22 protein-coding genes are annotated in these 20,986 nt (G+C 68.1%); 8 read left to right on the top strand and 14 right to left on the bottom strand.

Annotated features, from left to right (window positions below; translation table 11 throughout):
* Positions 1 to 15: 15 nt before the first annotated feature.
* The 3 genes from LCM15_RS15925 to LCM15_RS15915 form a co-directional block, all read right to left on the bottom strand.
* Positions 16 to 879 carry a hypothetical protein gene (locus tag LCM15_RS15925; RefSeq protein WP_224858149.1) on the bottom strand — a complete coding sequence of 288 codons (864 nt, stop codon included), beginning with the start codon at positions 877 to 879 and terminating at the stop codon, positions 16 to 18.
* A gap of 17 nt (positions 880 to 896) precedes the next feature.
* A complete protein-coding gene (locus tag LCM15_RS15920) occupies positions 897 to 1,097 on the bottom strand; it encodes a hypothetical protein (protein WP_224858147.1) in 201 nt (66 codons plus the stop codon).
* Between the two features lie 85 nt (positions 1,098 to 1,182).
* Positions 1,183 to 2,034 (bottom strand): pseudouridine synthase, encoded by an 852-nt coding sequence (locus LCM15_RS15915; protein ID WP_224858145.1) that lies wholly within the window; start codon positions 2,032 to 2,034, stop codon positions 1,183 to 1,185.
* 78 nt (positions 2,035 to 2,112) lie between these two features.
* Between LCM15_RS15915 and LCM15_RS15910 the strand changes: the two genes are divergently transcribed.
* The 3 genes from LCM15_RS15910 (at position 2,113) to LCM15_RS15900 (ending at position 4,407) form a co-directional block, all read left to right on the top strand.
* Positions 2,113 to 2,568: a nucleoside deaminase gene (locus LCM15_RS15910; protein ID WP_224858143.1), complete on the top strand. Its 456-nt coding sequence runs from the start codon at positions 2,113 to 2,115 to the stop codon at positions 2,566 to 2,568.
* Positions 2,562 to 3,101 carry a pseudouridine synthase gene (locus LCM15_RS15905; protein WP_224858142.1) on the top strand — a complete coding sequence of 180 codons (540 nt, stop codon included), beginning with the start codon at positions 2,562 to 2,564 and terminating at the stop codon, positions 3,099 to 3,101. The genes LCM15_RS15910 and LCM15_RS15905 overlap by 7 nt, the downstream gene beginning before the upstream one ends.
* A gap of 403 nt (positions 3,102 to 3,504) precedes the next feature.
* Complete coding sequence (locus LCM15_RS15900; protein ID WP_224858140.1) at positions 3,505 to 4,407, top strand: DMT family transporter; 903 nt, start codon at positions 3,505 to 3,507, stop codon at positions 4,405 to 4,407.
* Positions 4,408 to 4,426: 19 nt separating this feature from the next.
* Here the strand turns inward: LCM15_RS15900 and ruvB are convergent, their stop codons facing one another.
* The 3 genes from ruvB to ruvC are packed head-to-tail and all read right to left on the bottom strand — an operon-like array spanning position 4,427 to position 6,632.
* A complete protein-coding gene (gene ruvB, locus LCM15_RS15895) occupies positions 4,427 to 5,452 on the bottom strand; it encodes a Holliday junction branch migration DNA helicase RuvB (protein WP_224858138.1) in 1,026 nt (341 codons plus the stop codon).
* Between the two features lie 17 nt (positions 5,453 to 5,469).
* Positions 5,470 to 6,144 (bottom strand): Holliday junction branch migration protein RuvA, encoded by a 675-nt coding sequence (gene ruvA, locus LCM15_RS15890; RefSeq protein WP_224858136.1) that lies wholly within the window; start codon positions 6,142 to 6,144, stop codon positions 5,470 to 5,472.
* On the bottom strand, positions 6,141 to 6,632 hold the full coding sequence (gene ruvC / locus LCM15_RS15885) for a crossover junction endodeoxyribonuclease RuvC (RefSeq protein ID WP_224858134.1): 492 nt from the start codon (positions 6,630 to 6,632) through the stop codon (positions 6,141 to 6,143). Before ruvC ends, ruvA begins: the two co-directional genes overlap by 4 nt.
* A gap of 324 nt (positions 6,633 to 6,956) precedes the next feature.
* Between ruvC and LCM15_RS15880 the strand changes: the two genes are divergently transcribed.
* Positions 6,957 to 7,247, top strand: a complete 291-nt coding sequence (locus LCM15_RS15880; protein WP_224858132.1) for a DUF1127 domain-containing protein — start codon at positions 6,957 to 6,959, stop codon at positions 7,245 to 7,247.
* Positions 7,248 to 7,377: 130 nt separating this feature from the next.
* On the opposite strand, the gene LCM15_RS15875 is transcribed toward LCM15_RS15880, so the two are convergent.
* From LCM15_RS15875 to LCM15_RS15855, 5 genes are all read right to left on the bottom strand, one after another.
* Complete coding sequence (locus LCM15_RS15875) at positions 7,378 to 7,722, bottom strand: hypothetical protein (RefSeq protein WP_224858130.1); 345 nt, start codon at positions 7,720 to 7,722, stop codon at positions 7,378 to 7,380.
* 101 nt (positions 7,723 to 7,823) lie between these two features.
* Positions 7,824 to 8,702 (bottom strand): 50S ribosomal protein L11 methyltransferase, encoded by an 879-nt coding sequence (locus LCM15_RS15870; RefSeq protein WP_224858128.1) that lies wholly within the window; start codon positions 8,700 to 8,702, stop codon positions 7,824 to 7,826.
* 291 nt (positions 8,703 to 8,993) lie between these two features.
* Entirely contained in the window at positions 8,994 to 10,226 is a 1,233-nt protein-coding gene (locus LCM15_RS15865; RefSeq protein WP_224858126.1) for an MFS transporter, read from the bottom strand.
* Positions 10,227 to 10,483: 257 nt separating this feature from the next.
* Positions 10,484 to 11,245: an ABC transporter permease gene (locus tag LCM15_RS15860; protein ID WP_224858417.1), complete on the bottom strand. Its 762-nt coding sequence runs from the start codon at positions 11,243 to 11,245 to the stop codon at positions 10,484 to 10,486.
* A gap of 5 nt (positions 11,246 to 11,250) precedes the next feature.
* Positions 11,251 to 12,183: an ABC transporter ATP-binding protein gene (locus LCM15_RS15855; protein WP_224858124.1), complete on the bottom strand. Its 933-nt coding sequence runs from the start codon at positions 12,181 to 12,183 to the stop codon at positions 11,251 to 11,253.
* Positions 12,184 to 12,422: 239 nt separating this feature from the next.
* Between LCM15_RS15855 and LCM15_RS15850 the strand changes: the two genes are divergently transcribed.
* A complete protein-coding gene (locus tag LCM15_RS15850; RefSeq protein WP_224858122.1) occupies positions 12,423 to 13,397 on the top strand; it encodes a DMT family transporter in 975 nt (324 codons plus the stop codon).
* Between the two features lie 78 nt (positions 13,398 to 13,475).
* The gene (locus LCM15_RS15845; RefSeq protein ID WP_224858120.1) at positions 13,476 to 14,102 is read left to right on the top strand and encodes a hypothetical protein; all 627 of its coding nucleotides are present in this window, start codon (positions 13,476 to 13,478) and stop codon (positions 14,100 to 14,102) included.
* 156 nt (positions 14,103 to 14,258) lie between these two features.
* On the opposite strand, the gene trpS is transcribed toward LCM15_RS15845, so the two are convergent.
* A complete protein-coding gene (trpS, locus tag LCM15_RS15840) occupies positions 14,259 to 15,293 on the bottom strand; it encodes a tryptophan--tRNA ligase (RefSeq protein ID WP_224858118.1) in 1,035 nt (344 codons plus the stop codon).
* A 77-nt stretch (positions 15,294 to 15,370) separates the two neighbouring features.
* Here trpS and LCM15_RS15835 point away from each other — a divergent pair, with 77 nt between their 5' ends.
* Positions 15,371 to 16,057, top strand: coding sequence for a rhomboid family intramembrane serine protease (locus tag LCM15_RS15835; protein ID WP_224858116.1), 687 nt, complete (start codon positions 15,371 to 15,373; stop codon positions 16,055 to 16,057).
* Positions 16,058 to 16,112: 55 nt separating this feature from the next.
* Here LCM15_RS15835 and LCM15_RS15830 read toward each other — a convergent pair whose 3' ends face one another.
* Both LCM15_RS15830 and murJ read right to left on the bottom strand, forming a co-directional pair.
* Positions 16,113 to 17,600 carry a phospholipase D-like domain-containing protein gene (locus tag LCM15_RS15830; protein WP_224858114.1) on the bottom strand — a complete coding sequence of 496 codons (1,488 nt, stop codon included), beginning with the start codon at positions 17,598 to 17,600 and terminating at the stop codon, positions 16,113 to 16,115.
* Between the two features lie 35 nt (positions 17,601 to 17,635).
* Positions 17,636 to 19,183, bottom strand: coding sequence for a murein biosynthesis integral membrane protein MurJ (murJ, locus tag LCM15_RS15825; RefSeq protein ID WP_224858113.1), 1,548 nt, complete (start codon positions 19,181 to 19,183; stop codon positions 17,636 to 17,638).
* A 283-nt stretch (positions 19,184 to 19,466) separates the two neighbouring features.
* Here murJ and xylB point away from each other — a divergent pair, with 283 nt between their 5' ends.
* Entirely contained in the window at positions 19,467 to 20,918 is a 1,452-nt protein-coding gene (gene xylB / locus LCM15_RS15820) for a xylulokinase (RefSeq protein WP_224858111.1), read from the top strand.
* The last annotated feature ends 68 nt before the right edge of the window (positions 20,919 to 20,986 follow it).

Raw genomic sequence — 20,986 nt, 5'->3', positions numbered from 1 at the left:
TCGGCGGGGCTCCGCTTATGCGGCGCGGTGCAGCGGTTTGCGGTTCCAAAGCAGGTCCGCCTCGAGCTCGAACGCGTCGCGCCCGGCTTTCCTGCCTGATTTCCGGGCAAATTCCTCGAAGGTCTGGCCGAGCGCCGTGATGCGGGTGAGATACCGCCGCCGCGCGCGCTCGCGATGATCGGTGTTCCACGCTGCAAGCAGGTCGTCGTTCTCGCGGCGCAGCAGTTTGACGAACTTCACCACCGGCCGGTGCAGCCGCTCCATGCCGTCGGGATCCTCGCCGAGGGCCCGGATCAGGCCCATGACGGCGCTTTTCAGCGCCTCGGTGTGGCGGGTGAGCTGTGCGTCGCCAAGGGCCGCGATCTCGCAGACCATGCCGTCGAGCGTGGCGTCGATGCGATCCAGCGCGGCTTGGACGTCGGGACGCGGGCGGCGGGCGGTGGCCAGCGGCTCGGGCAGGGTGTCGTCCAAACCCTTGTCCCGCAGGGGGTCGGCTCCGAACGCGGCAAGGGTCAGCGCGGTGGCGAGCACGCCGAACCCGAAGGGGACCAGGAGCCCGACAAAGTGGTGCCCGGCGAGGATCATCACCATCACGCCGATCAGCAGCGCGCCGATCACCTTGCGCGGCAGGCGCGGCGCGCGCGCCGTTTCCGCTTTGTCATAGGCGATCTTCAGGATTTGCCCGCGACGGATCAGGCGCAGCGCCGCGAGGAACAGCACCAGTTCGAGAACGGCAGTGAAAACGGATGTGGCGGAGCCCTGAAACAGCAGCAGCAGGACAGGGAAGGCGGCAAGAGTCAGCACGGCGAGACCCGTCTCGAGCGGCCCGATCCCGCCGGCCGTCCGTCCTGTCCGATGTCGCTCTGTCATGTCGCTCATGTCCCGCACCATTCCCGTCAAAGTAGAATGCTTAGGGCGAAGATCAACAGCCAGAGCGCCGCGTAGGCGAGCTTGGCACCCGGGTTGCCGCTGTGCCGCAGCCGCCCCGCCGCTTGGGTCACGGCGACAAAGGTGTCGCGCGCTACCATGCTGAGGTTACCCAGCACCAGCAGCGTGCTCACGCAAAGAATCGCAAAGGCGAGGATCGTCGTCATCATGGCAGTATTTTGCCGATCGAAATCGGCAAAAAAGCGGCGTGAAATGTGAATTTAAAATCGAGAATAGGGCAGCGTTAATATATGGTTAACGCTTGTCGCGCCGAGATTTGTCCGGAATGGGGCGGGGTTTGCGGCGGCGGCTTGGCTCCGGGCGAGCGGGTTTCGCCCCTTCTAGCCCAAGTTGATCGCGGACGATTCGACCGCGCAGTTCGACCACTTCGCCAACTTTCATCTGGCCCAGCTGGAACGGCCCGTAAGAGATCCGGATCAGCCGGTTCACGGTCAGGCCGATATCGGTCATGGCGCGCCGGATCTCGCGGTTCTTGCCCTCGCGCAGGCCAACGGTAAGCCAGGCGTTCGAGCCCTGCTGCCGGTCGAGCTCAACCTGCATCGGCTGGAATCTCTGGCCATCCACGGTGATGCCGTCGCGCAGGGGCTTGAGCATCTCCTCGGTGGGCTTGCCGTTGACCCGCACGCGGTAGCGCCGCAGCCAGCCGGTCGAGGGCAGCTCGAGCTTGCGCTTGATGCCGCCGTCATTGGTCAGCAGCAGCAAGCCCTCCGAGTTGAGGTCGAGCCGGCCCACGGTCATTACCCGCGGCAGGTCCTCGGGCAGCTTGTCGAAGATGGTCTCGCGGCCCTGCTCGTCCTTGGTGGTGGTCACCAGTCCGGCGGGCTTGTGATAGAGCCACATGCGCGGCGCCTCCGGTGCCTCGAGCGGCTTGCCGTCGACGGTGATGCGGTCCTTGTCGGTGACGTTGCGCGCCGGGCTGGCGATGGTCTCGCCGTTCACCGTGACGCGGCCTTCCTCGATCATCCGCTCGGCCTCGCGCCGGCTGGCGATGCCGGCGCGCGACAGCACCTTGGCGATGCGGTCGCCCGGCGGCGTGTCGGTCGGGGCCTTGGCGGGCGCGTAGGGGCGGGCAGGGGGCTTTTTCATGCGCCGAGCCATACTGCAAAGCCGCGCCCGGGGGAAGCGTCTCGCCAAAGCGCCGCGGCTCGGCTATCACCCGGCGCCATGAGCTTTCGCAGTCACATGGATCAGGCCCTCTCCGAGGCCCGCGCCGCCGCCGCCCGCGGCGAAGTGCCGGTGGGCGCGGTGGTGGTGGCGCCCTCGGGCGCGGTGGTGGCCAGCGCCGGCAACCGCACCCGCGAGCTCGACGATCCCACGGCTCATGCCGAGATTCTCGCTTTGCGTGCCGCCTGCCGCGCCGCCGGCTCCGAGCGGCTGCCGGGGCATGATCTCTACGTCACGCTGGAACCCTGCCCGATGTGCGCCGCGGCGATCTCCTTCGCGCGCGTCGCGCGACTTTATTACGGGGCCGGCGATCCCAAGTCGGGCGGCGTCGCCCACGGCGCCCGGGTCTACGCCCATGCCCAGTGCCACCATGTGCCCGAGATCTACGACGGCATCTCGGCGGCGCCCGCCGAGGCGCTGCTGAAGCGCTTCTTCGCGGAGCGCCGCCAATGCTGATCCTGCTCAACAAGCCTTTCGGCGTGCTGTCGCAATTCACCGACAAGGGCACCGCGGACAGCCCGCGCGCGACGCTGTCGAACTATGTCGATGTGCCCAAGGTCTACCCCGCGGGCCGGCTCGACCGCGACAGCGAGGGGTTGCTGCTGCTCACCGATGACGGCCGCCTGCAGGCCCGCATCGCTCATCCGAAGTTCAAGAAGCCCAAGACCTACCTCGTGCAGGTCGAGGGCGACCCGTCCGAGGATCAGCTCGCCCGCCTGCGCCGCGGCGTGACGCTGAAGGATGGCCCGACCCGGCCGGCACAGGTCCGCCGGCTGCCGCCGCCGGATCTCTGGCCCCGCGTGCCGCCGGTGCGCTTCCGCAAGTCGGTGCCGGACGCCTGGCTCGAGTTGACCATCACCGAGGGCCGCAACCGGCAGGTGCGCCGGATGACCGCCCATGTCGGTCTGCCCTGCCTGCGGCTGGTGCGCTGGTCGATCGGCGACTGGTCGGTCGAGGGCCTCGCGCCGGGGGAGTGGCGCAGCCTCTGAGGCGCTGCCGGACCCCGGTCCCGGCGCCTGTGCGCGACGACACGGTCGGATGCCTCCGGCGGGAGTATTTTTGACGAAGAGAAGCCAAGGGCACAGCGCTCATGGCTTCTTTGGTTCAAAAATACCTCGGGGGTGAATTGGGCGCGGGCCAAGAGGGGGCAGCGCCCCCCCCCTCTTTTCTTTTTAAAGCGCACCTCCGGAGCGACAGGGGACAGCGCCCTCAATCTTTTTAAAGGGCGCAGGTCCGGAGGGAGAGGCGGCTGGCCCCGGCCACCGGCCCTGGTCGGGGCAGGCCGGTCGAAGGGAGCAGAGATGGCGCGGCAATGGGCCTGAAGTCGTTTGCAGGCCTATAATCCTGCGATCGCACTGGCCTTTTCCGGTCTTGGCCGTCAAAGCTGCGCCCATGGACCTTTGGATCGCCGTGACGCTCTCTGCCGCCTTCTTCCAGACCTTGCGCTTCATGCTGCACAAGGTGCTGAGCATGGGCGCGCTGAGTTCCACCGGGAGTACCTTCGCCCGTTTCGCCTACGCGTTGCCGGCGGCGCTGCTTTTCACCGCGGCCTATCTCTCGACCACCGGGCAGGGCTGGCCACGGCTCGGCCTTGCCTTCTGGCTCTACGCATGGATCGGGGCGCTGGGGCAGATCCTCGCCACGATCTGCGTCGTGGCGCTGTTCCGGCAGCGCAACTTCGCCGTGGGCATCACCTTCAAGAAGACCGAGGTCATCCAGACCGCCATCGTGGGCTTCGTGCTGCTGGGCGAGGCGCTCTCGCCAGCCGGATGGGGCGCCATCCTGATCGGGCTCGTCGGGGTGTTGCTGCTCTCCGACACGCCCGATGTCAGCGGCGCATTCCTGCGCCGGATCGCCAACCGCGCGGTGGCGCTGGGGCTTGCCTCTGGCTTCTTCTTCGCGTTCTCCGCCGTCGGCTACCGCGCCGCCTCGCTCGAGATCGGCGGCGAGGATCCGATCCTGCGGGCCTCGGTCACCCTGAGCTGCGTGGTGCTGTCGCAATGCATCGCCATGGCGGTCTGGCTGAGAGCCGTCGAGCCCGGTCAGATCACCGCCGTCTGGCAGGCCCGCAAGGTGGCGCTGTGGCTGGGCCTGACCTCGATGGCGGGCAGCCTCTCTTGGTTCACCGCCTTCACCCTGCAGACCGCCGCCTATGTGCAGGCGCTGGGGCAGGTCGAGCTGATCTTCTCGCTGCTGGCCTCGGTGCTATTCTTCCGCGAGCGGGTAACCCGCAGGGAGCTGGCGGGGATCGGCGTGCTCGGGTTGTCGATCCTCGTGCTCGTCGCGGTGCTCTGAAGCGGCCCGGGAAGAAGGCTCAGTCGAACAGGGTCGACTGTCCGGGCGGTTGCGGCGCGGCGAGGCCGAGATGGGTCCAGGCGCGCTGTGCCAGCATCCGGCCCCGCGGCGTGCGCTGGATCAGGCCCTGCTGCAGCAGGTAGGGCTCGATCACCTCCTCGATGGCGTCGCGGCTTTCCGACAGCGCCGCGGCGATGGTCTCGATGCCCACCGGGCCGCCGCCGTAATGCTCGGCGATGAGCCCGAGATAGCGCCGGTCGGCGCCGTCGAGGCCGAGCCCGTCGACCCCCAGCCGGGTGAGCGCTCCATCGGCCAGCTCGCGCGTGACCACGCCGTTGCCCTCGACCACCGCGAAATCCACCACCCGCCGCAGCAGCCGCCCGGCGATGCGCGGCGTGCCGCGGGCGCGGCGGGCGATTTCGCGCGCGCCGTCGGGTTCGGCCCGGACGCCGAGCTTCTCGGCGTTGCGGGTGACGATGCTGTTGAGTTCCTCGACGGTATAGAACTGCAGCCGGGTCGGGATGCCGAAGCGGTCGCGCAGCGGCGTGGTCAGCAGGCCGAGCCGGGTGGTGGCGCCGACCAGCGTGAAGGGCTGCAGTTCGATGCGCACGGTGCGCGCCGCCGGGCCCTCGCCGATCACCAAGTCGAGCTCGTAATCCTCCATTGCCGGGTAGAGCACCTCTTCCACGGCGGCGTTCAGGCGGTGGATCTCGTCGATGAAGAGCACGTCGTTGCGCTCGAGATTGGTGAGGATCGCCGCGAGATCGCCCGCCTTGGCCAGCACCGGGCCGGAGGTCATGCGGAAGTTCACCCCGAGCTCGCGCGCCATGATCTGCGCCAGCGTGGTCTTGCCGAGGCCCGGAGGGCCGTGGAACAGGGTGTGGTCCATCGCCTCGGCGCGCTGCCGGGCGGACTGGATGAAGACCCGCAGGTTGGCGCGCGCCTCGGCCTGTCCGACGAAATCCTGCAGCATCTGCGGCCGCAGGGCGCGGTCGCGATCCTCGGGCATCGGCTCGGGGCGCAGGGTGGGATCGGGGTCGGTCATATCCATTCCTTACCGCCTTATCCCTTCGGCGCCAGCAGTTTCAGCGCCGCGCGGATCAGCTCGGCGGTGGTGGCCTCCGGCAGATCGCCGGCCGCCTGTGCCACGGCGCCAGCCGCCTCGCCCGGCGCATAACCGAGATTGGACAGCGCCGAGAGCGCCTCGGACTGGGCCGGCGCCGCCGGGGGGGCAGGGCGCGGAGCGGGCGCGCGGGGGGCGGCGGGGGCCGCCGCGGCGTCCTCGAGCACGTCGTTGCCGGGGCTGGCCACCGGGCCGGCGCCCATCGCCATGACCATCGGGGCCTTGTCCTTCAACTCGTGAACCACGCGTTGTGCGGTCTTGGGGCCGATGCCCTTGGCGGCCTTGATCGCGGTGCCGTCGCCAAGCGCGATGGCGCGGCTGACGCCGTCGGGGCCGAGCGTGCCGAGAATCGCCAGCGACGCCTTGGCGCCCACGCCCTGCACCGTCATCAGCAGGCGGAACCACTCCTTCTCGACCAGCGTCGGGAAGCCGTAGAGCTGCAACAGGTCCTCGCGCACCATGAGGTCGGTATAGAGCGCCGCCGCCTCGCCGGGGCCGGGCAATCCCGCGAGCACCCGGTCGGAGCAATAGACGATGTAGCCGACGCCGCGCACGTCGATCAGAACGTGATCCTCGCCCTTGTATTCGATGCGTCCCGCGATGCGCCCGATCATGCCAGTTTCCTCGCCAGTTGCGGCCCCACGTGATGGGCGTGGCAGATCGCGATGGCCAGCGCGTCGGCGGCGTCGGGACCGGCGATCTGCACGCCGGGAAGCTGCATCTTCACCATGTGCTCGATCTGGCGCTTGTCGGCATGACCGACCCCGACCACGGTCTTCTTCACCTTGTTGGGGGCGTATTCGCCCACCGGCAGGCCGAACTGCGCCGGCACCAGAAGCGCCACGCCGCGGGCCTGTCCGAGCTTCAGCGTGCCGACGGCGTCCTTGTTGACGAAGGTCTGCTCGACCGCGGCAATCTCGGGCGCGAAGCGGGTCAGCACCTCGGTGAGCTGGCGGTGCAGCGCCAGCAGGCGCGTGGCGAGATCGTCCGTGCCCTGCGACTCGCAGACCCCGTTCGCGACATGCCTCAGGCGGCTGCCTTCGGCGTCGATGATTCCCCATCCCAGCCGTCTCAGACCCGGATCAATGCCGAGAACCCTCATTCCTGCCCGCCTTTGTGTTGCCTGTTTGCCATCGGGTAGCACGAAACGCGAACATTCGCCAAGCAAGAAGCGCGTTGGCCGCTGACGCTGCTGCGCCCGTCGAACGGGCGGCGGAGCCTGTTTGCGACATCCCGGGGTTTCCCAGCGACCTCAGAACGACCGAAAAATAGGCGTGAAAAGCGGATGTTTACTTATTTTCTGAGCTATTCGCAAAACGCATAAGGACCATGCAATTTCTGCGAGTTGTCGCCTGATTGGAGCTTCACTAGATGCCTCGCATAGAATTCAGGCACTCTGAAAACATCAAGTCAAGGACACTGACCCATGTCGGCATACGACTCCTTCCGCCAGAACGCTGGTGCCGCCGGTATGGCCGGTCGCATCGGCACCGTTTTCCTCAATGGCTACGGCGCGACCCCCGAGCGCGGTGCATCCGCCTCCTACGCCATCGCAGCCTCGGTGAGCCGCTTCTTCGCGAGCCTTGCCGACGCGATCGTCGACTGGAACGACGCGCGCCTCACCCGCAAGAGCCTCGAGGCCCTGTCCGATCGCGAACTCGACGATATCGGTCTGACCCGCGCAGACATCCACGCCGTCGCACGCGGCAACTACTGAGACCACGGCCCCTCCCTGAGGGGCCACCCCCGCCACTCACGGCCAAGACCAGAAAGCCGCGCTCTTCCGAGGAAGAGCGCGGCTTTCTTCATGTCTGGCGGTGGGAAACGCGTCGGGCGCGGGCGCGTCCTCAGCCGAAGAGCGCGCCCAGAACGGTGGCGATCCACTCACTCGCCGGGTCGGCGCCCATCAGCCACGCCCCGGCGCGCTCGACCGTGCTGCCCTGGGACAGATGCGCGAGCCGCGCGGCATAGTCCTCGATGCCGAGGCCGGCGATCAGGAGGCCCTTGAAAGCGAGGATGCAGAAGACCGTAACCAGCAGGCTCTTGAGCGAGACGAGCGGCAAACGGCGGATCGGCTTGTGCTCGTAGATCCCGTTCCGGTTCAGCTTGGTGATGTAGCCGTTGGCGAGCTTGTGATGCTTCTGGACAACCGCCCGCTGGCGCTTGTCGAAGTCGTTCAGAGCCTTATCCATGGCAACCTCTTACACTCCGGCCCCCACCGGCTGGGTCGGCTCTAAGGTCGCAATGGGGCGGGAATGTGGCTTCTGCCGCGGATTTCCCGGTAATTCGCGGCTTAGCCGTCAGCCCGCTGCAGCGTGAGCGTCACCCAGTCACCAATTTCTTCGCGGTGGATCTGATTGATGCCGTTCTGTGCATAGACCTCGACCACCTCGTCGGCCTGACGGGTGAGGATCCCCGACAGGATCGCGTAGCCGCCGGGCTGCAGATGCGCGGCCATGTGCGGCGCGAGATCGATCAGCGGCTGCTTGAGGATGTTGGCGAAAACCAGATCGAACGGCGCGCGGTCCGCAAGCGCGGGGTTGTCGAAGCCCGCGGCCTCGACGCAGGCCACCTTGCCCTCGAGCCCGTTGGCCCGCACGTTCGCCTCGGCCACCTCGACGGCGACCTCGTCGATATCCGATGCCATCACCGGGTCGGGCCAGATCCGCGCCGCGCCCATCGCGAGCACCGCGGTGCCGCACCCGATATCGGCCACGTTGCGGCCGGTGAAACCGCCCGTGGCGAGCCTGTCGAGCGCGCGCAGGCAGCCCAGCGTGGTGCCGTGGTGGCCGGTGCCGAAGGCCATGGCGGCCTCGATCAGCAGCGGCTCGGCCCCCTCGGGGATCTTGTCCGCGTCGTGGCTGCCATAGACGAAGAAGCGCCCGGCCTCGACCGGGGTCAGCTCGCGGCGCACCTTGTCGACCCAATCCTGATCCGGAACCTCGGAGACGACGAAGTCCTGCGCACCGAAGGCCGCGGCCAGCAGCGCCAGCTCGATATCGTCGGGTGCCTCGGTGAAGTAGCCACCGACCTCCCAGGTGCCGCTGCCGTCCTCGATCTCGAACACGCCGACGCCGGAGGGCGCGGGCTCGAGCTCTTCCATCGCCTCGCCGAGCGCCTCGGCAGAGTCCTTGGCGGGAAGTTTGGTGAAGGCGGTCCAGGTCTTGGGCATGGGAAGGGCTCCGGGATTGACTGCGGAGCCGGATACAGCGTTTGGGCCGCGGTGGGAAGGTTGGATCGGTTGCGATGCGTTCGAGGCGTGTTGGCGCGGGGATGTGTGGGAGCTGCGCCGCTGTCTCGGGGGAGTGTCTTTGAGAGAAGGGAGGGGGCTCTGCCCCCTGTCGCACCGGAGGTGCGCCTACGAAGAAAGGGAGGGGGCTCTGCCCCCTCTTGGCCTGCGGCCAATTCACCCCCGAGGTATTTTTGAACCAAAGAAGCCTGGAGCGTGGCGCTTGCGGCGCGGTTATTCCGCAGGGGCCGGCATGGGGGCGGCGAAGACCGTTTCGTTGCCCGGCGCGGGGTGGCGCGGGATCATCAGCGCGAGGCTCAGCGAGATCAGCGCCATGCCGGCGGCAAGGCCGAAGACCGCGCCGGGCGAGACCAGCCAGAGATAGCCCAACAGGAAGGGCAGGACCACGGCGGCGATATGGTTGATGGTGAAGGCGACAGCGGAGGTGGGGGCGATGTCCCCGGGGTCGGCGATCTTCTGGAAATAGGTCTTCAGCGCCAGCGCGAGGCCGAAGAAGATGTGGTCGATGACGTAGAGCACCGAGGCCAGCAGCACGCCCCAGCCGAACCAGTAGAGCCCGCCATAGGCAAGGAACACCAGCGTGAGGCCGACATATTCGAAGATCAGCACACGGCGCTCTCCGAAGCGATGCACCGCCTTGCCGAGCAGCGGCGCCGCCACGAGGTTGACCATCAGGTTGATCAGGTAGAGCCCGGTGACCTCGTGCACCGCGAAGCCGAAGCGCTCGACCATCATGAAGCCGGCGAAGACCACGAAGATCTGCCGCCGCGCGCCGGACATGAATTGCAGCGCGTAATAGAGCCAGTAGCGCCGGCGCAGCACGAAGCGCTTGCGCTGGGGATTGGGGCTCTCGAACTGAGGGAAGGCGACCGAGCAATAGGCCACGATCACCAGCGTCAGCCCGCCCGAGGCCATGTAGACGCTGTTGTAGGACAGGCCGAGCGACTCCCAGGTCATCACGATGACCACGTAGGCCACGAAGGTGGCGCCGCTGGCCGCCGCCAGCAGCCAGCCCAGCATCTGCGGCGCCCGGTCCTTGGGCAGCCATTGCAGCTGCAGGCTCTGGTTCACCGTCTCGTAGTAATGGAAGCCGATCGAGCTCAGCATGGTGATGATCAGGATGCCGGCCATCGAGGGAAACCACGCGGTGGCGGCTGTGGCGGCGCCGAGCAGGGTGAGCGCCGAGAGCGCCAGCACCTGCTCGCGCATCACCAGCAGCACGAGGATCACCCCGATCGCCAGAAAGCCCGGGATCTCGCGCACCGTGTGCAGCCAGCCGATATCGGAGCCGTCGAACTGTGCCGCGTCGATGACGAAGTTGTTGAGCAGCGCCGACCATGTCGCGAAGCTGAGCGGCATGGCGATGGCCATGAGGAAGAGAAGCGTCACGGGCCGCCGCCAGACAGGCAGGGCGCCCGCCGCGGCAAGGGGCACGACACGGGGCATGTCACAGCCATAGGCTGTTTGGCGGCCCTTGGCGAGACGGCGCGTTGCGCGCCAGCGCACAGCACTCGGTGCGGTCCAAGGTCAGCGCCATGATGGCAGCGGGCCGGGCCCTCACGCGGGGCCGACCGGCCGTTCTGTATCACCGCGCCGAGGCTCGGTCTGTTCGGGCCTCCGGACCGGGCGCAGGGGCGCCGGCGTCCGGGAGATGTCTGTGGGTGCTTGCGCGCGCCGGCCGGATCAGCGGCCGGCGCGCCGCGTCATGAGCGCAGCCGCCAGCCGGTGCGGAAGATCCACCAGATCACCCCGAGGCAGAGCAGGGTGAAGCCCGCGATGGCCAGCAGGCTCAGCCCCACCGGCACGTCGGCGATGCCGAAAAAGGCCCAGCGGAAGCCCGAGATCAGGTAGACCACCGGGTTGAACAGTGCCACGGTCTGCCACGCCGGGGGCAGCATCGAGATCGAGTAGAACGAGCCGCCGAGGAACACCAGCGGCGTCACCACCAGCAGCGGCACCAGCTGCAGTTGCTCGAAATTGCCCGCCCAGAGCCCGAGGATGAAGCCCAGCAGCGCGAAGCTCAGGCAGGTCAGCAGCAGGAAGGCCACCATCGCCAGCGGGTGCAGGATCTGGATGTCGACGAAGAACGACGCGGTCAGAAGGATCACCACCCCGATGAACAGCGCCTTGGTGGCGGCGGCACCGACATAGCCGATGACGATCTCGAGGAAGTTCAGCGGCGCCGAGAGCAGTTCGTAGATCGTGCCGATGAACTTCGGAAAGTAGATCCCGAACGAGGCGTTGGAGATTGCCTGCGTGATCACCGACAGCATGATCAGACCGGGCACGATGAAGGCGCCGTAGCTGACGCCCTCGACCTGATCGATGCGGCCGCCGATGGCGGTGCCGAAGACCACGAAATAGAGCGAGGTCGAGATCACCGGAGAGACGAAGCTCTGCAGCAGGGTGCGGAAGAACCGCATCATCTCGAACCGGTAGATCGCCCAGATGCCGCGCCAGTTCATGCCGCTCATGCCGCGCCCTCCTGTTGCTTGACGAGATCGACGAAGATGTCTTCCAGAGTGCTCTTGCGGGTGTCGACATCGCGCACGCTGAGACCCGCGGCGCTGAGCTCGGCCATCAGCTTCGCCAGACCGGTGCGCTCGGCGGTGGTGTCGTAGTCATAAACCAGCACGCGGCCCTCCTCTTCGAGGCGCAGGCTGCGGCCCGCAAGCGCGTCCGGCAGCGCCGTGACCGGCTCGGCCAGCTCGATGCGCAATTCCTTGCGGCCCAGACGTTTCATCAGGCTGGCCTTCTCTTCGACCAGCAGGATCTCGCCGTGATTGATGACGCCGATGCGGTCGGCGATGGCCTCGGCCTCTTCGATGTAGTGGGTGGTCAGGATGATGGTGACGCCGCGCGCCTTCAGGTCGGCGACGATCTCCCACATGTCGCGGCGCAGCTCGACGTCGACGCCGGCGGTGGGCTCGTCGAGAAACAGGACGTCGGGCTCGTGGCTCAACGCCTTGGCGATCAGAACCCGGCGCTTCATGCCCCCCGAGAGCGCCCGGATCGGCGTGTTGCGCTTGTCCCAGAGCGACAGGCGGCGGAGGATCTCCTCGATCAACGCGTCGTTGCGGGGCTTGCCGAACAGCCCGCGCGACAGGCGCACGGCGTTGTCGACCTTCTCGAAGGGCTCGAGGCTGATCTCCTGCGGCACCAGCCCGATCAGCGAGCGCGCCGCGCGGTAGTCGTTCACCACGTCGTGCCCGCCCACCTTCAGGCTGCCCGAGCTCGGCATCACCAACCCGCAGACGGTGGAGATCAGCGTCGTCTTGCCGGCGCCGTTGGGGCCGAGCAGGGCGAGGATCTCGCCCTTTTCGATCTCGAGATCGACGCCCTTGAGCGCCTCGAACCCACTGTCATAGACCTTGCGGACCTGCCGCAGTTCGACCATCGCCATCGCGGTCCCTCCTGTCCTGTCGTCCTGAGGGCGGAACCTAGCCTGTCCGCGCCGCAACACAACGTGCGCGCGCGCAGGCCCCCCTGTGCGTTTGGGGCATCCTGTGCGGCTCTGCGTGCAGGTCAGGACCCGAACCTCTGGCGGGCGGCGGGAGGCCAATGCCCCCGGGGCGCAGATCCCGGCCCTGAGCGCGCGCTTTGCGCTGGTGCCGCCCGCCGCGCCACACTAGCACTCTGGCCATGAACACGCTTTCCGACCGTCCCGGGCTGGGCATTGCCTTCATCTGCTTCGGCGTCGCCGCGATCTCGGTCAACGACATGCTGATCAAGCTGCTCTCGGGCGACTACCCGCTGCACGAGATCGTCGCGGCGCGGGCGGGCATCGGTCTGCTGATCACCCTGACGCTGGTGAAGCTCGAGGGCGGCTGGCATCTCCTGCGCACCAAGACGCCGGTGCTGCACATGCTGCGCGGCCTGCTGGTGGTGCTTGCCAACATGACCTTCTACGCCGCGTTCGCGGTGCTGTCGCTGGCGCAGGTCACGGCGCTGTTCTTCGTGGCGCCGCTGTTCATCACGTTGCTCTCGATCCCGTTCCTTGGCGAAAAGGTCGGGCCGCTGCGGCTGGCAGCGGTGGTGGTCGGCTTTCTCGGGGCGCTGGTGATGCAGCAGCCGTGGAAGGACGATCTCGAGGTGTCGCGCCTAGTGCTGCTGCTGCCGGTGATCGCGGCGTTCTTTTACGCCATGCTGCAGGTGCTGACCCGGCGGCTGGGGCTGACCACGCGGGCCTCGGCGCTGGCTGTCTACCTGCAGGCGACCTTCCTCGTCGTGGCCTTCGGCTTCTGGCTGGTGGCGGGCGACGGGCGCTATGCCGACCGTGTCGAGAGCGAGGCGCTGCGCTTTCTGCTGCGCCCGTGGGTGATGCCCAGCGGGCATGATGCGCTGGTGCTGCTGGCGCTTGGGACGCTGTCGGGCTTCGTGGGCTACGCACTAAGCTCCGCCTACCGGCTGGCGGCGGCGGCGACGATTGCGCCGTTCGAGTATATCGGGCTGCCGCTGGCGATTCTCTGGGGCTGGCTGATCTTCGGGGAATGGCCCGGGGCGAATGTCTGGGTCGGGTGTGCGCTGATCGTGGGGGCAGGGCTTTTCGTCTTCCTGCGCGAGCGCAGGACGGGACGCCCGGCGCCCGGACGGCGCAGGCTCTGGGGCCGGCGCTGATCCGGGTTCAACCGCCCTCCCGCTTGCCCTATAAGCGCGGCGCCCAATGCCATCGCCACTGCCATCCAAGGAGACCACATGCAGCCGCAGGAGATCGAACCGCTCTTCACCCGCAATGACGGAAGCTACCTCTGCGCCCGCTGGGGGCGGCCGCTGGTGCCGATCGTGTTCGGGGTCGAGGACGAGACCTTGTCGGTCATCAAGGGGGCCTTCGAGGCGGTCTGCGCGCTGGCCGGTGCCAAGATGGCCGAGACCGATCCCGAGCTTGGTGCGAATGTCATGGTGTTCTTATTCCGCGACTGGGCCGAGCTGCGCGAGGTGCCCGACCTCGGGCGGCTGATCGAGGATCTCGAGCCGCTGGTGGAGAAGCTACAGGCGGCGAATGCGAACCAGTACCGGGCCTTTCGCTTCGACCAGCAGGGCGCGATCAAGGCGGCGTTCGTGTTCCTGCGGGTCGACGAGCCGCTGGCGGCGCAGCCCGTCGAGGAACTGGCGCTGGCGCAGGTGGTGCAGGTGATGCTGCTCTGGTCCGAGCGCGCCTTTGCCGAGCGCTCGGCGCTGGGCGTGCTCGAGGATGGCCGCGTCGTGCTGCGCCCCGAGATCGGCGCGCTCCTGCGGGCTGCCTACGATCCGGTGATGCCGGCGCAGGCGCGCGACGCCAGCCATGCGCTGCGGCTCTCGGCCCGGATCGCGGTTCAGGGCTGAGGGCAGGGCACGAAGAGTTTTCGTCCGAAAACTCTTCGCATCACCCCTGGGGGAAGATTTTTCGGAGGAAAAATCTTCGGGCGGTCCGTTAGCGCCTGTCGCCAGCGCACGTGGTCAAGTGAGCTCAGGCGCCCGCCCGCTTGAAGAAAGGTGGGCTCAGGCGCCCACCATGCCGACGATCTCGTAGGTCTTCTTCAGGATCGGTGCGGCGATCTTGCGGGCGCGCGATGCGCCATCGGCAAGGATCCGGTCGATCTCGGCCGGGTCTTCCATGTAGCGGGCCATCTCGGTCGAAATCGGCGCGAGCTTGGCCACCGCGAGATCCGCCAGCATCGGCTTGAATTCCGAGAACGCCTTGCCGCCCACATCCGCCATCACCGCGTCGACCGACTGCTCGGAGAGTGCCGCGTAGATATTGACGAGGTTGCGCGCTTCGGGACGCTCGGCAAGACCCGCCGGCTCCGACGGCAGGGGCTCGGGATCGGTCTTGGCCTTGCGGATCTTCTTTGCGATGGCATCGGCATCGTCGGTCATGTTGATGCGGCTTGCGTCCGAGGGGTCGGACTTCGACATCTTCTTCGAGCCGTCGCGCAGGCTCATCACCCGTGTGGCCGCGCCTTCGATCACCGGCTCGGTCATCGGGAAGAACTCGGTGCCGTAGTCGTGGTTGAACTTCGCCGCGATGTCGCGGGTCAGCTCCACGTGCTGCTTCTGGTCCTCGCCCACGGGCACCTGGGTGGCGTGGTAGAGCAGAATGTCGGCGGCCATCAGCGCGGGATAGGCATAAAGCCCCAGCGAGGCCTTCTCGGCGTTCTTGCCGGCCTTGTCCTTGAACTGGGTCATCCGGTTCATCCAGCCCAGACGCGCGACGCAGTTGAAGATCCACGCCAGCTGCGCGTGCTCGGGCACCTGGCTCTGGTTGAACAGGATCGACTTCGTCGGGTCGAGCCCGGCGGCGAGATAGCCGGCGGTCAGCTCGCGGGTCTGCTTCCGGAGCGCCTCGGGATCCTGCCAGACGGTGATCGCGTGCATGTCGACGACGCAGTAGATCGTCTCGATGCCGCTTCCCTGCATGTCCAAGAAGCGCTTCATCGCGCCGAGATAATTGCCGAGCGTCAGGCCTCCGGAAGGCTGGATTCCGGAAAACACGCGCGGGGTGAAGGCGGGATTGTTCTGGGCCGCCTCGGACATGGGCTCAACTCCGTCTGGAAATTCGGGTGGGGCTGGCTTACCCATGCCCCGACATGCCGTCAAGAAAGAGCCCGCCAATGGTGCATCCGCATAACGAACCGCCCCTCAATCCGGTACCGCCGGTGGTCATGGCGCTGTTCATCGTCGTCGTGGGCGTCGAGGCCGCCTTCTCTCTGGGCGCCTACGGGCTGATCGGCGGGCCCTCGGCCTTGGGCTGGCGGCTCGAGGCGATGGAGCGCTTCGCCTTCTTCGGGCAGGTGCTGCGCTGGATGCTGTCGACGGGAGAGTTCCCCGCCGGGCACCTCGTGCGCTTCTTCAGCTATGCCTTCGTCCACGCGAACTTCACCCATGCGCTCTTTGCCGGGGTCATGCTGCTGGCGATGGGCAAGATGGTGGCCGAGGCGCTGGGATCGCTGCGCACGGTGGTGATCTTCTTCGCCTCGACTTTTGCCGGCGCGCTGGCCTACGGGCTAATCGTCGATACGCAGGTCCCGCTGATCGGGGCCTTTCCGGCGGTCTACGGTTTGATTGGCGGCTTCACCTACCTGCTCTGGCTGCGTCTGGGACAGATGGGAGCCCAGCAGGTGCGGGCGTTCTCGCTGATCGGGATGCTGGTGGCGATTCAGTTGGTCTTCGGGCTGATTTTCGGCGGTAGCAAGGACTGGGTGGCCGATATCGCCGGCTTCGCCACCGGCTTCACGCTGACGCTGCTGCTGGTGCCGGGCGGCTGGTCGCGGCTGCTCGAGAAGTTGCGCCGCAACTGAGCGGGGCAGCGCAGTCGGAAGAGACGCTGCGCCGCAACTGGGCGGCGCAGCGCGATTAGAACATGTCGTCGGGCAGCACCGGCACGCGGCGCGAGAAATCCTTGCCGCTGGCCGTGGGGTAGGGCAGCACGAAGCCCTCGCGCTCGGCCGGCTCCACCGCGGCGTTGGCCAGAGCCGCCTGCCGCCAAGTGCGGGCCGAGGTGGTGCTCTGCGCGCCGAGCCGCGGCCCAAGCCAGATTTCCGCAAGCCGATCGCGCAGGGCCTTCACGTCTTCGGGGCGGCGAAACATCACCGAGGCCTCGGTGTCCCAGTGCATCGAGCGCCCGTTGAGGTTGGCCGAGCCCACCATGCCGACCCGGTCATCGACCAACGTGACCTTGGAGTGCACGTAGATCGGCCCCGAATGGAGCACGTCGGCCTCGCCGTCCTTGGCGGGCTTCGACTGCCCGGGCGAAACCATGGCGAGGTTCTCGGCATAGGCCTTGGTCAGCCGGTGCGCGGCTTCGGTCTGCAGGCCGTGGCCGTGGCGCGCGTCCCAGCCCATGTCGCTGTCGAACAGCACCCGCTCGGCGGCGGGTGGCAGCACGATCACCAGCTGAAGCTCGGGCGCACGCTCTGCCGCCTTGACCAGCGCATCTACGATGGGTCGGTGGCGCAGGAACTGGGTCTCGATATAGATATGATGCTGCGCCTCGCCGATCATCGCGATCAGCGCCTTCTCGTGATCCTGCACCTTGGCGCGCGGCGCAAGCCGGGCCGGGCCGGGGCAGGGCGAGGAGACGGTGCGGATCAGGCGCAGGTCGGCGGGCGGCTGCGGTCGGGTCTTGGCCGGCATCTCCTCGGCGCCGTCACCGATGCAGGAGACGCCGCAGGCCAACGCATCGTTCCAAGTGTCCGAGAAGTGCACCCGCAGCGCGGCAGAGAAATCCGGGTCATCGACCTGCATCGAGACGTCATGCCAAGTCTCTTCCGGCGGCCGGTCGTGCTCGGGCGTGTCGTAGCGGCGCTCGTTGATGTCGAGCCCGCCGATGATGCAGCGGGCGTTGTCGGCGACGGCGAATTTCTGGTGGATGGTTACCGGGCGCAGCCGCGCCGGTCCTTTGAGCAGCGCGCGCTGCACCGGGGTGAGCTTCCCGCTCTCTTCGGAGCGCAGCTTGTTCAGCATCCGGGCGATGCGTCCGCGCATGAACAGGCGCCAGACCGGGCCTGCCATCTGCCCGTGCGGGGCGCAGACGATCTGCACGTCGCCCTCCACGGCGGAGGCGAAGCCGCTGGCCGAGCGCCAGGCCAGCCGGTGCAGGTCCGAGGCGAAGATCGGGTCGAAATCCGACAGGACCATGCGGATCTTCACGCCCCGCTTCGCCAGCATCGCCAGGAGGTCGGCCCATGTCTCCAGACCGCGCTCTTTCAGCTCGGGCGCGCGAAGCCGGGTGTCCGGATCTAGGATCCGGAACGACATCACCAGCTCATGCTGCGCAGAAGCCGCGAGCCTCTCGAGCGCGGGGAAGCCTTCGGCAGCCGTGATAAGAGAGGTCAGTGTCATTTTCCGTCCGTGCAAGGTCCGTTGCCAGGACCCTTTCAGGCCCGTTTGCGTCGCAGCGCCGCTTTGAAGTCGGCCAGTCTGAAGGCTCCCAGCAGCTGTCCTGCGACGCCGTAGGACACCATGCCGACGGCAAGCAGCAAAACGAGCGCCGGGTAGCGCCAGTAGTCTCTATGCAGCAACGGGTCGAGCAGCAGATAGGTTCCCCACAGAATCGCGCCCATCAGGATGGAGGCGGCGAGGATGCCCCAGATGCGCCGACGGAAGCGGGCGTCGAAGCGCGCGGCGTCGCCGAGGCGGCGTCCGCCGATGCCCAGCATCAGCACCATGACCCAGCCCGCGACGGTGGTGGCGATGGCCGGGGCGATCCAGCCGATCAGCGGCGCGAGCCCCACCGCGATGGCGGCGTTGACCACCATCGACCAGACCGCGTAGCGGAACGGCGTCCGGGTGTCCTCGCGGGCGAAGAACACCGGCTGCAGCACCTTCTGCAGCACGAAGGCCGGCAGGCCGAGCCCGTAGATCGCCACCGCCAGCGCGATGGCGGCACTGTCATCTGCCGAGGTCGCGCCGCGCTCGAAAAGCACCGATACCATCGGCAGGGGGATCACCGTCAGGGCCACCGCCGCCGGGATCGTCAGCGCCAGCGCCATCTCCCCCGCGCGGGAAAACGCGTGCCGGGCGCCGGCATCGTCCGAGGCCTTGAGCCGGCGTGACAGGTCAGGCAGCAGCACGATGCCCACCGCGATGCCGACCACGCCCAGCGGCAGCTGGTAGAGCCGGTCGGCGGCGTAGAGCCAGCCCACCGCCTTGTCGAATTGCGAGGCCACCTGCTGGCCGACCAGCAGGTTGATCTGCATCACCCCGCCCGCGAGCCCTGCGGGCACCGCCACGCGCACCAGCCGCTTCATGTCGGGCGTGAGGCGCGGCAGGCCGGGGCGCACCTTCACCCCGGCGCGCTCTGCCGCGACCCAGACCAGCACCAGCTGCGCCACGCCGGCGAAGGGGATCGTCCAGACCAGCCACTGGATCACGTCGCCGCCGATCACCGCCGCCACGACCATGGCGATGATGACGAAGATGTTCAGCAGCACCGGCGCCGCGGCGGCGGCGGCAAAGTGTCCGGTGGCGTTCAGGGCGCCCGAAAACAGCGCCGCCAGCGAGATGAACAGGATGTAGGGAAAGATGATCCTCCCAAAGCCCACGGTCAGCTCGAAGCGCGCGTCGCCGGCAAAGCCGCCGGCGGTGGCATAGACCAGCGCCGGCATGAAGATCAGCGCCAGCGCGCTCAGGATCAGCAGCACGAAGGCCAGCCCGTTCAGCGCGTCGCGCGCAAAGCGCAGCGGGTCCTCGTCGCCCTCGTATTTCTTGGAAAAGATCGGCACGAAAGCGGCATTGAAGGCGCCCTCGGCAAAGAACCTGCGAAACATGTTGGGCAGACGGAACGCGGCCACAAACGCGTCCATCAGCGGGCCGGGTCCGATATAGGCGAGGATCAGGATTTCTCGCGCGACGCCCAGCACACGGCTGGCCAGCGTCCAGAAGCCGACGGTGAGAATGCCCGAGATCAGGCGGATGGGTTTCATGACTGCTTGCGTCCTCGCATGGCCGTTCGTCCACGACGGCCTTTGCCACTGCGTAGCTGATCGCGGCACTTGGCGGAAGAGGGGAGATATCGGCTCGGCGGGGAACCGGGCAGCGGAGCGTGGGCCGCGCTCCAGACATCCCTGCTTGACCAATGCGCCCCTCGGCGGGCAGAACTTCGCGGGAGGACAGGCGCCGCGATGGCGCTAACATCAGGACCGGAGCAGGGGGACGGGCGGCTGCGCGCCGACCCGGCGGAGACCGCCCGGCGAAAAGGGAGAACTCATGGCCTATCTCGGCATCGATCTGGGCACCTCGGGGCTGCGCGCCCTGCTGGTCAGCGACACCGGCCAGCCGCTGGGTGCCACCGAGCGGCACTACGACGCGGCGCACCCGCAATCGGGCTGGTCCGAGCAGGACCCTGCCGACTGGATCACGGCGCTCGAAGGCGCGGTCGCAGAGCTGGGCGCGGCGCATCCCGAGTTCGCCGGGCTGCGCGGCATCGGCGTGTCCGGGCACATGCACGGCGCGACGCTGCTCGATGCGTCGGGCGCGGTGATCCGGCCCTGCATCCTGTGGAACGACACCCGCAGCCATGCCGAGGCGGCGCGGCTCGATGCCACCGAGGGCGTGCGCGCGCTGTCCGGTAACATCGTCTTCCCCGGCTTCACCGCGCCCAAGCTCGAGTGGGTGCGCGCCCATGAGCCCGAGAATTTCGCCCGCATCGACAAGGTGTTGCTGCCCACGGCCTACCTCAACCACTACCTGACCGGCGCATTTTTCGCCGACATGTCTGACAGCGCCGGCACCTCGTGGCTCGACACCGGCGCGCGCGACTGGTCCGAAGAGCTGCTCGCCGCCGGGCACATGCGCCGCGACCAGATGCCGGCCCTCGTCGAGGGCTCTGAGGCCGGCGGCACGCTGCGCCCGGACCTCGCGGCGCGCTGGGGGGTGAACGCATCGGTGGTGGTGGCCGGCGGGGCCGGCGACAACGCCGCGGCGGCCTGTGGCATCGGCACGATGAACGAGGGGCAGGGCTTCGTGTCTCTGGGCACCTCGGGGGTGCTTCTGGCGGCACGCGACGGCTATCACCCGGCGCCCGAGACGGCGCTGCACACCTTCTGCCACGCGGTGCCCGAGCGCTGGTACCAGATGGGGGTGATGCTCTCGGCCACCGACAGCCTGAACTGGCTGGCGCGGATCACCGGCACCACGCCGGCCGAGCTCACCGCGCCGCTGGGCGAGGCCCTGCAGGCCCCCGGGCGCGTGCGCTTCCTGCCCTATCTCTCGGGCGAACGCACGCCGCACAACGATGCCGGGATCCGTGGCAGCTTCACCGGGCTCGGCGCCGACACCACGCGCGACGACATGGCCCGCGCGGTGCTCGAGGGCGTGGCCTTCGGGCTGCGCGACAGCCAGCGCGCGCTCGAGGCCACCGGGCTGCGGCTCGAGCGTCTGCTGGCGATCGGCGGCGGCGCGCGCTCGCGCTACTGGCTGAAGCTCATCGCAACGGTGCTCGACGTGACGCTCGAGTTGCCCGCGGGCGGCGAGTTCGGCGCGGCGCTGGGTGCGGCGCGGCTTGGCATGGTGGCGGCGGGCGAGGCCTCGGTCAGCGAGGTGATGACTGCTCCGGAGATCAGCGAAGAGATCGCGCCGGAGCCCGCGCTCACCGAAGCGTTCGACGAGGCCTACACACGCTTCCGCGCCGCTTACGGCCCGACGCGCGAGATCCAGTAGCACGGCAGGTCTGCCGAGGCGGGCGCGCCGCGTCGGCGGGCCGGTGGTGCCTGTCGCCGGCCCGGGTT

Origin of the sequence: Salipiger bermudensis, assembly GCF_020171625.1 — a bacterium.
Taxonomy (GTDB): domain Bacteria; phylum Pseudomonadota; class Alphaproteobacteria; order Rhodobacterales; family Rhodobacteraceae; genus Salipiger; species Salipiger bermudensis_B.
This window is presented reverse-complemented; position numbering and strand designations above follow the sequence as displayed.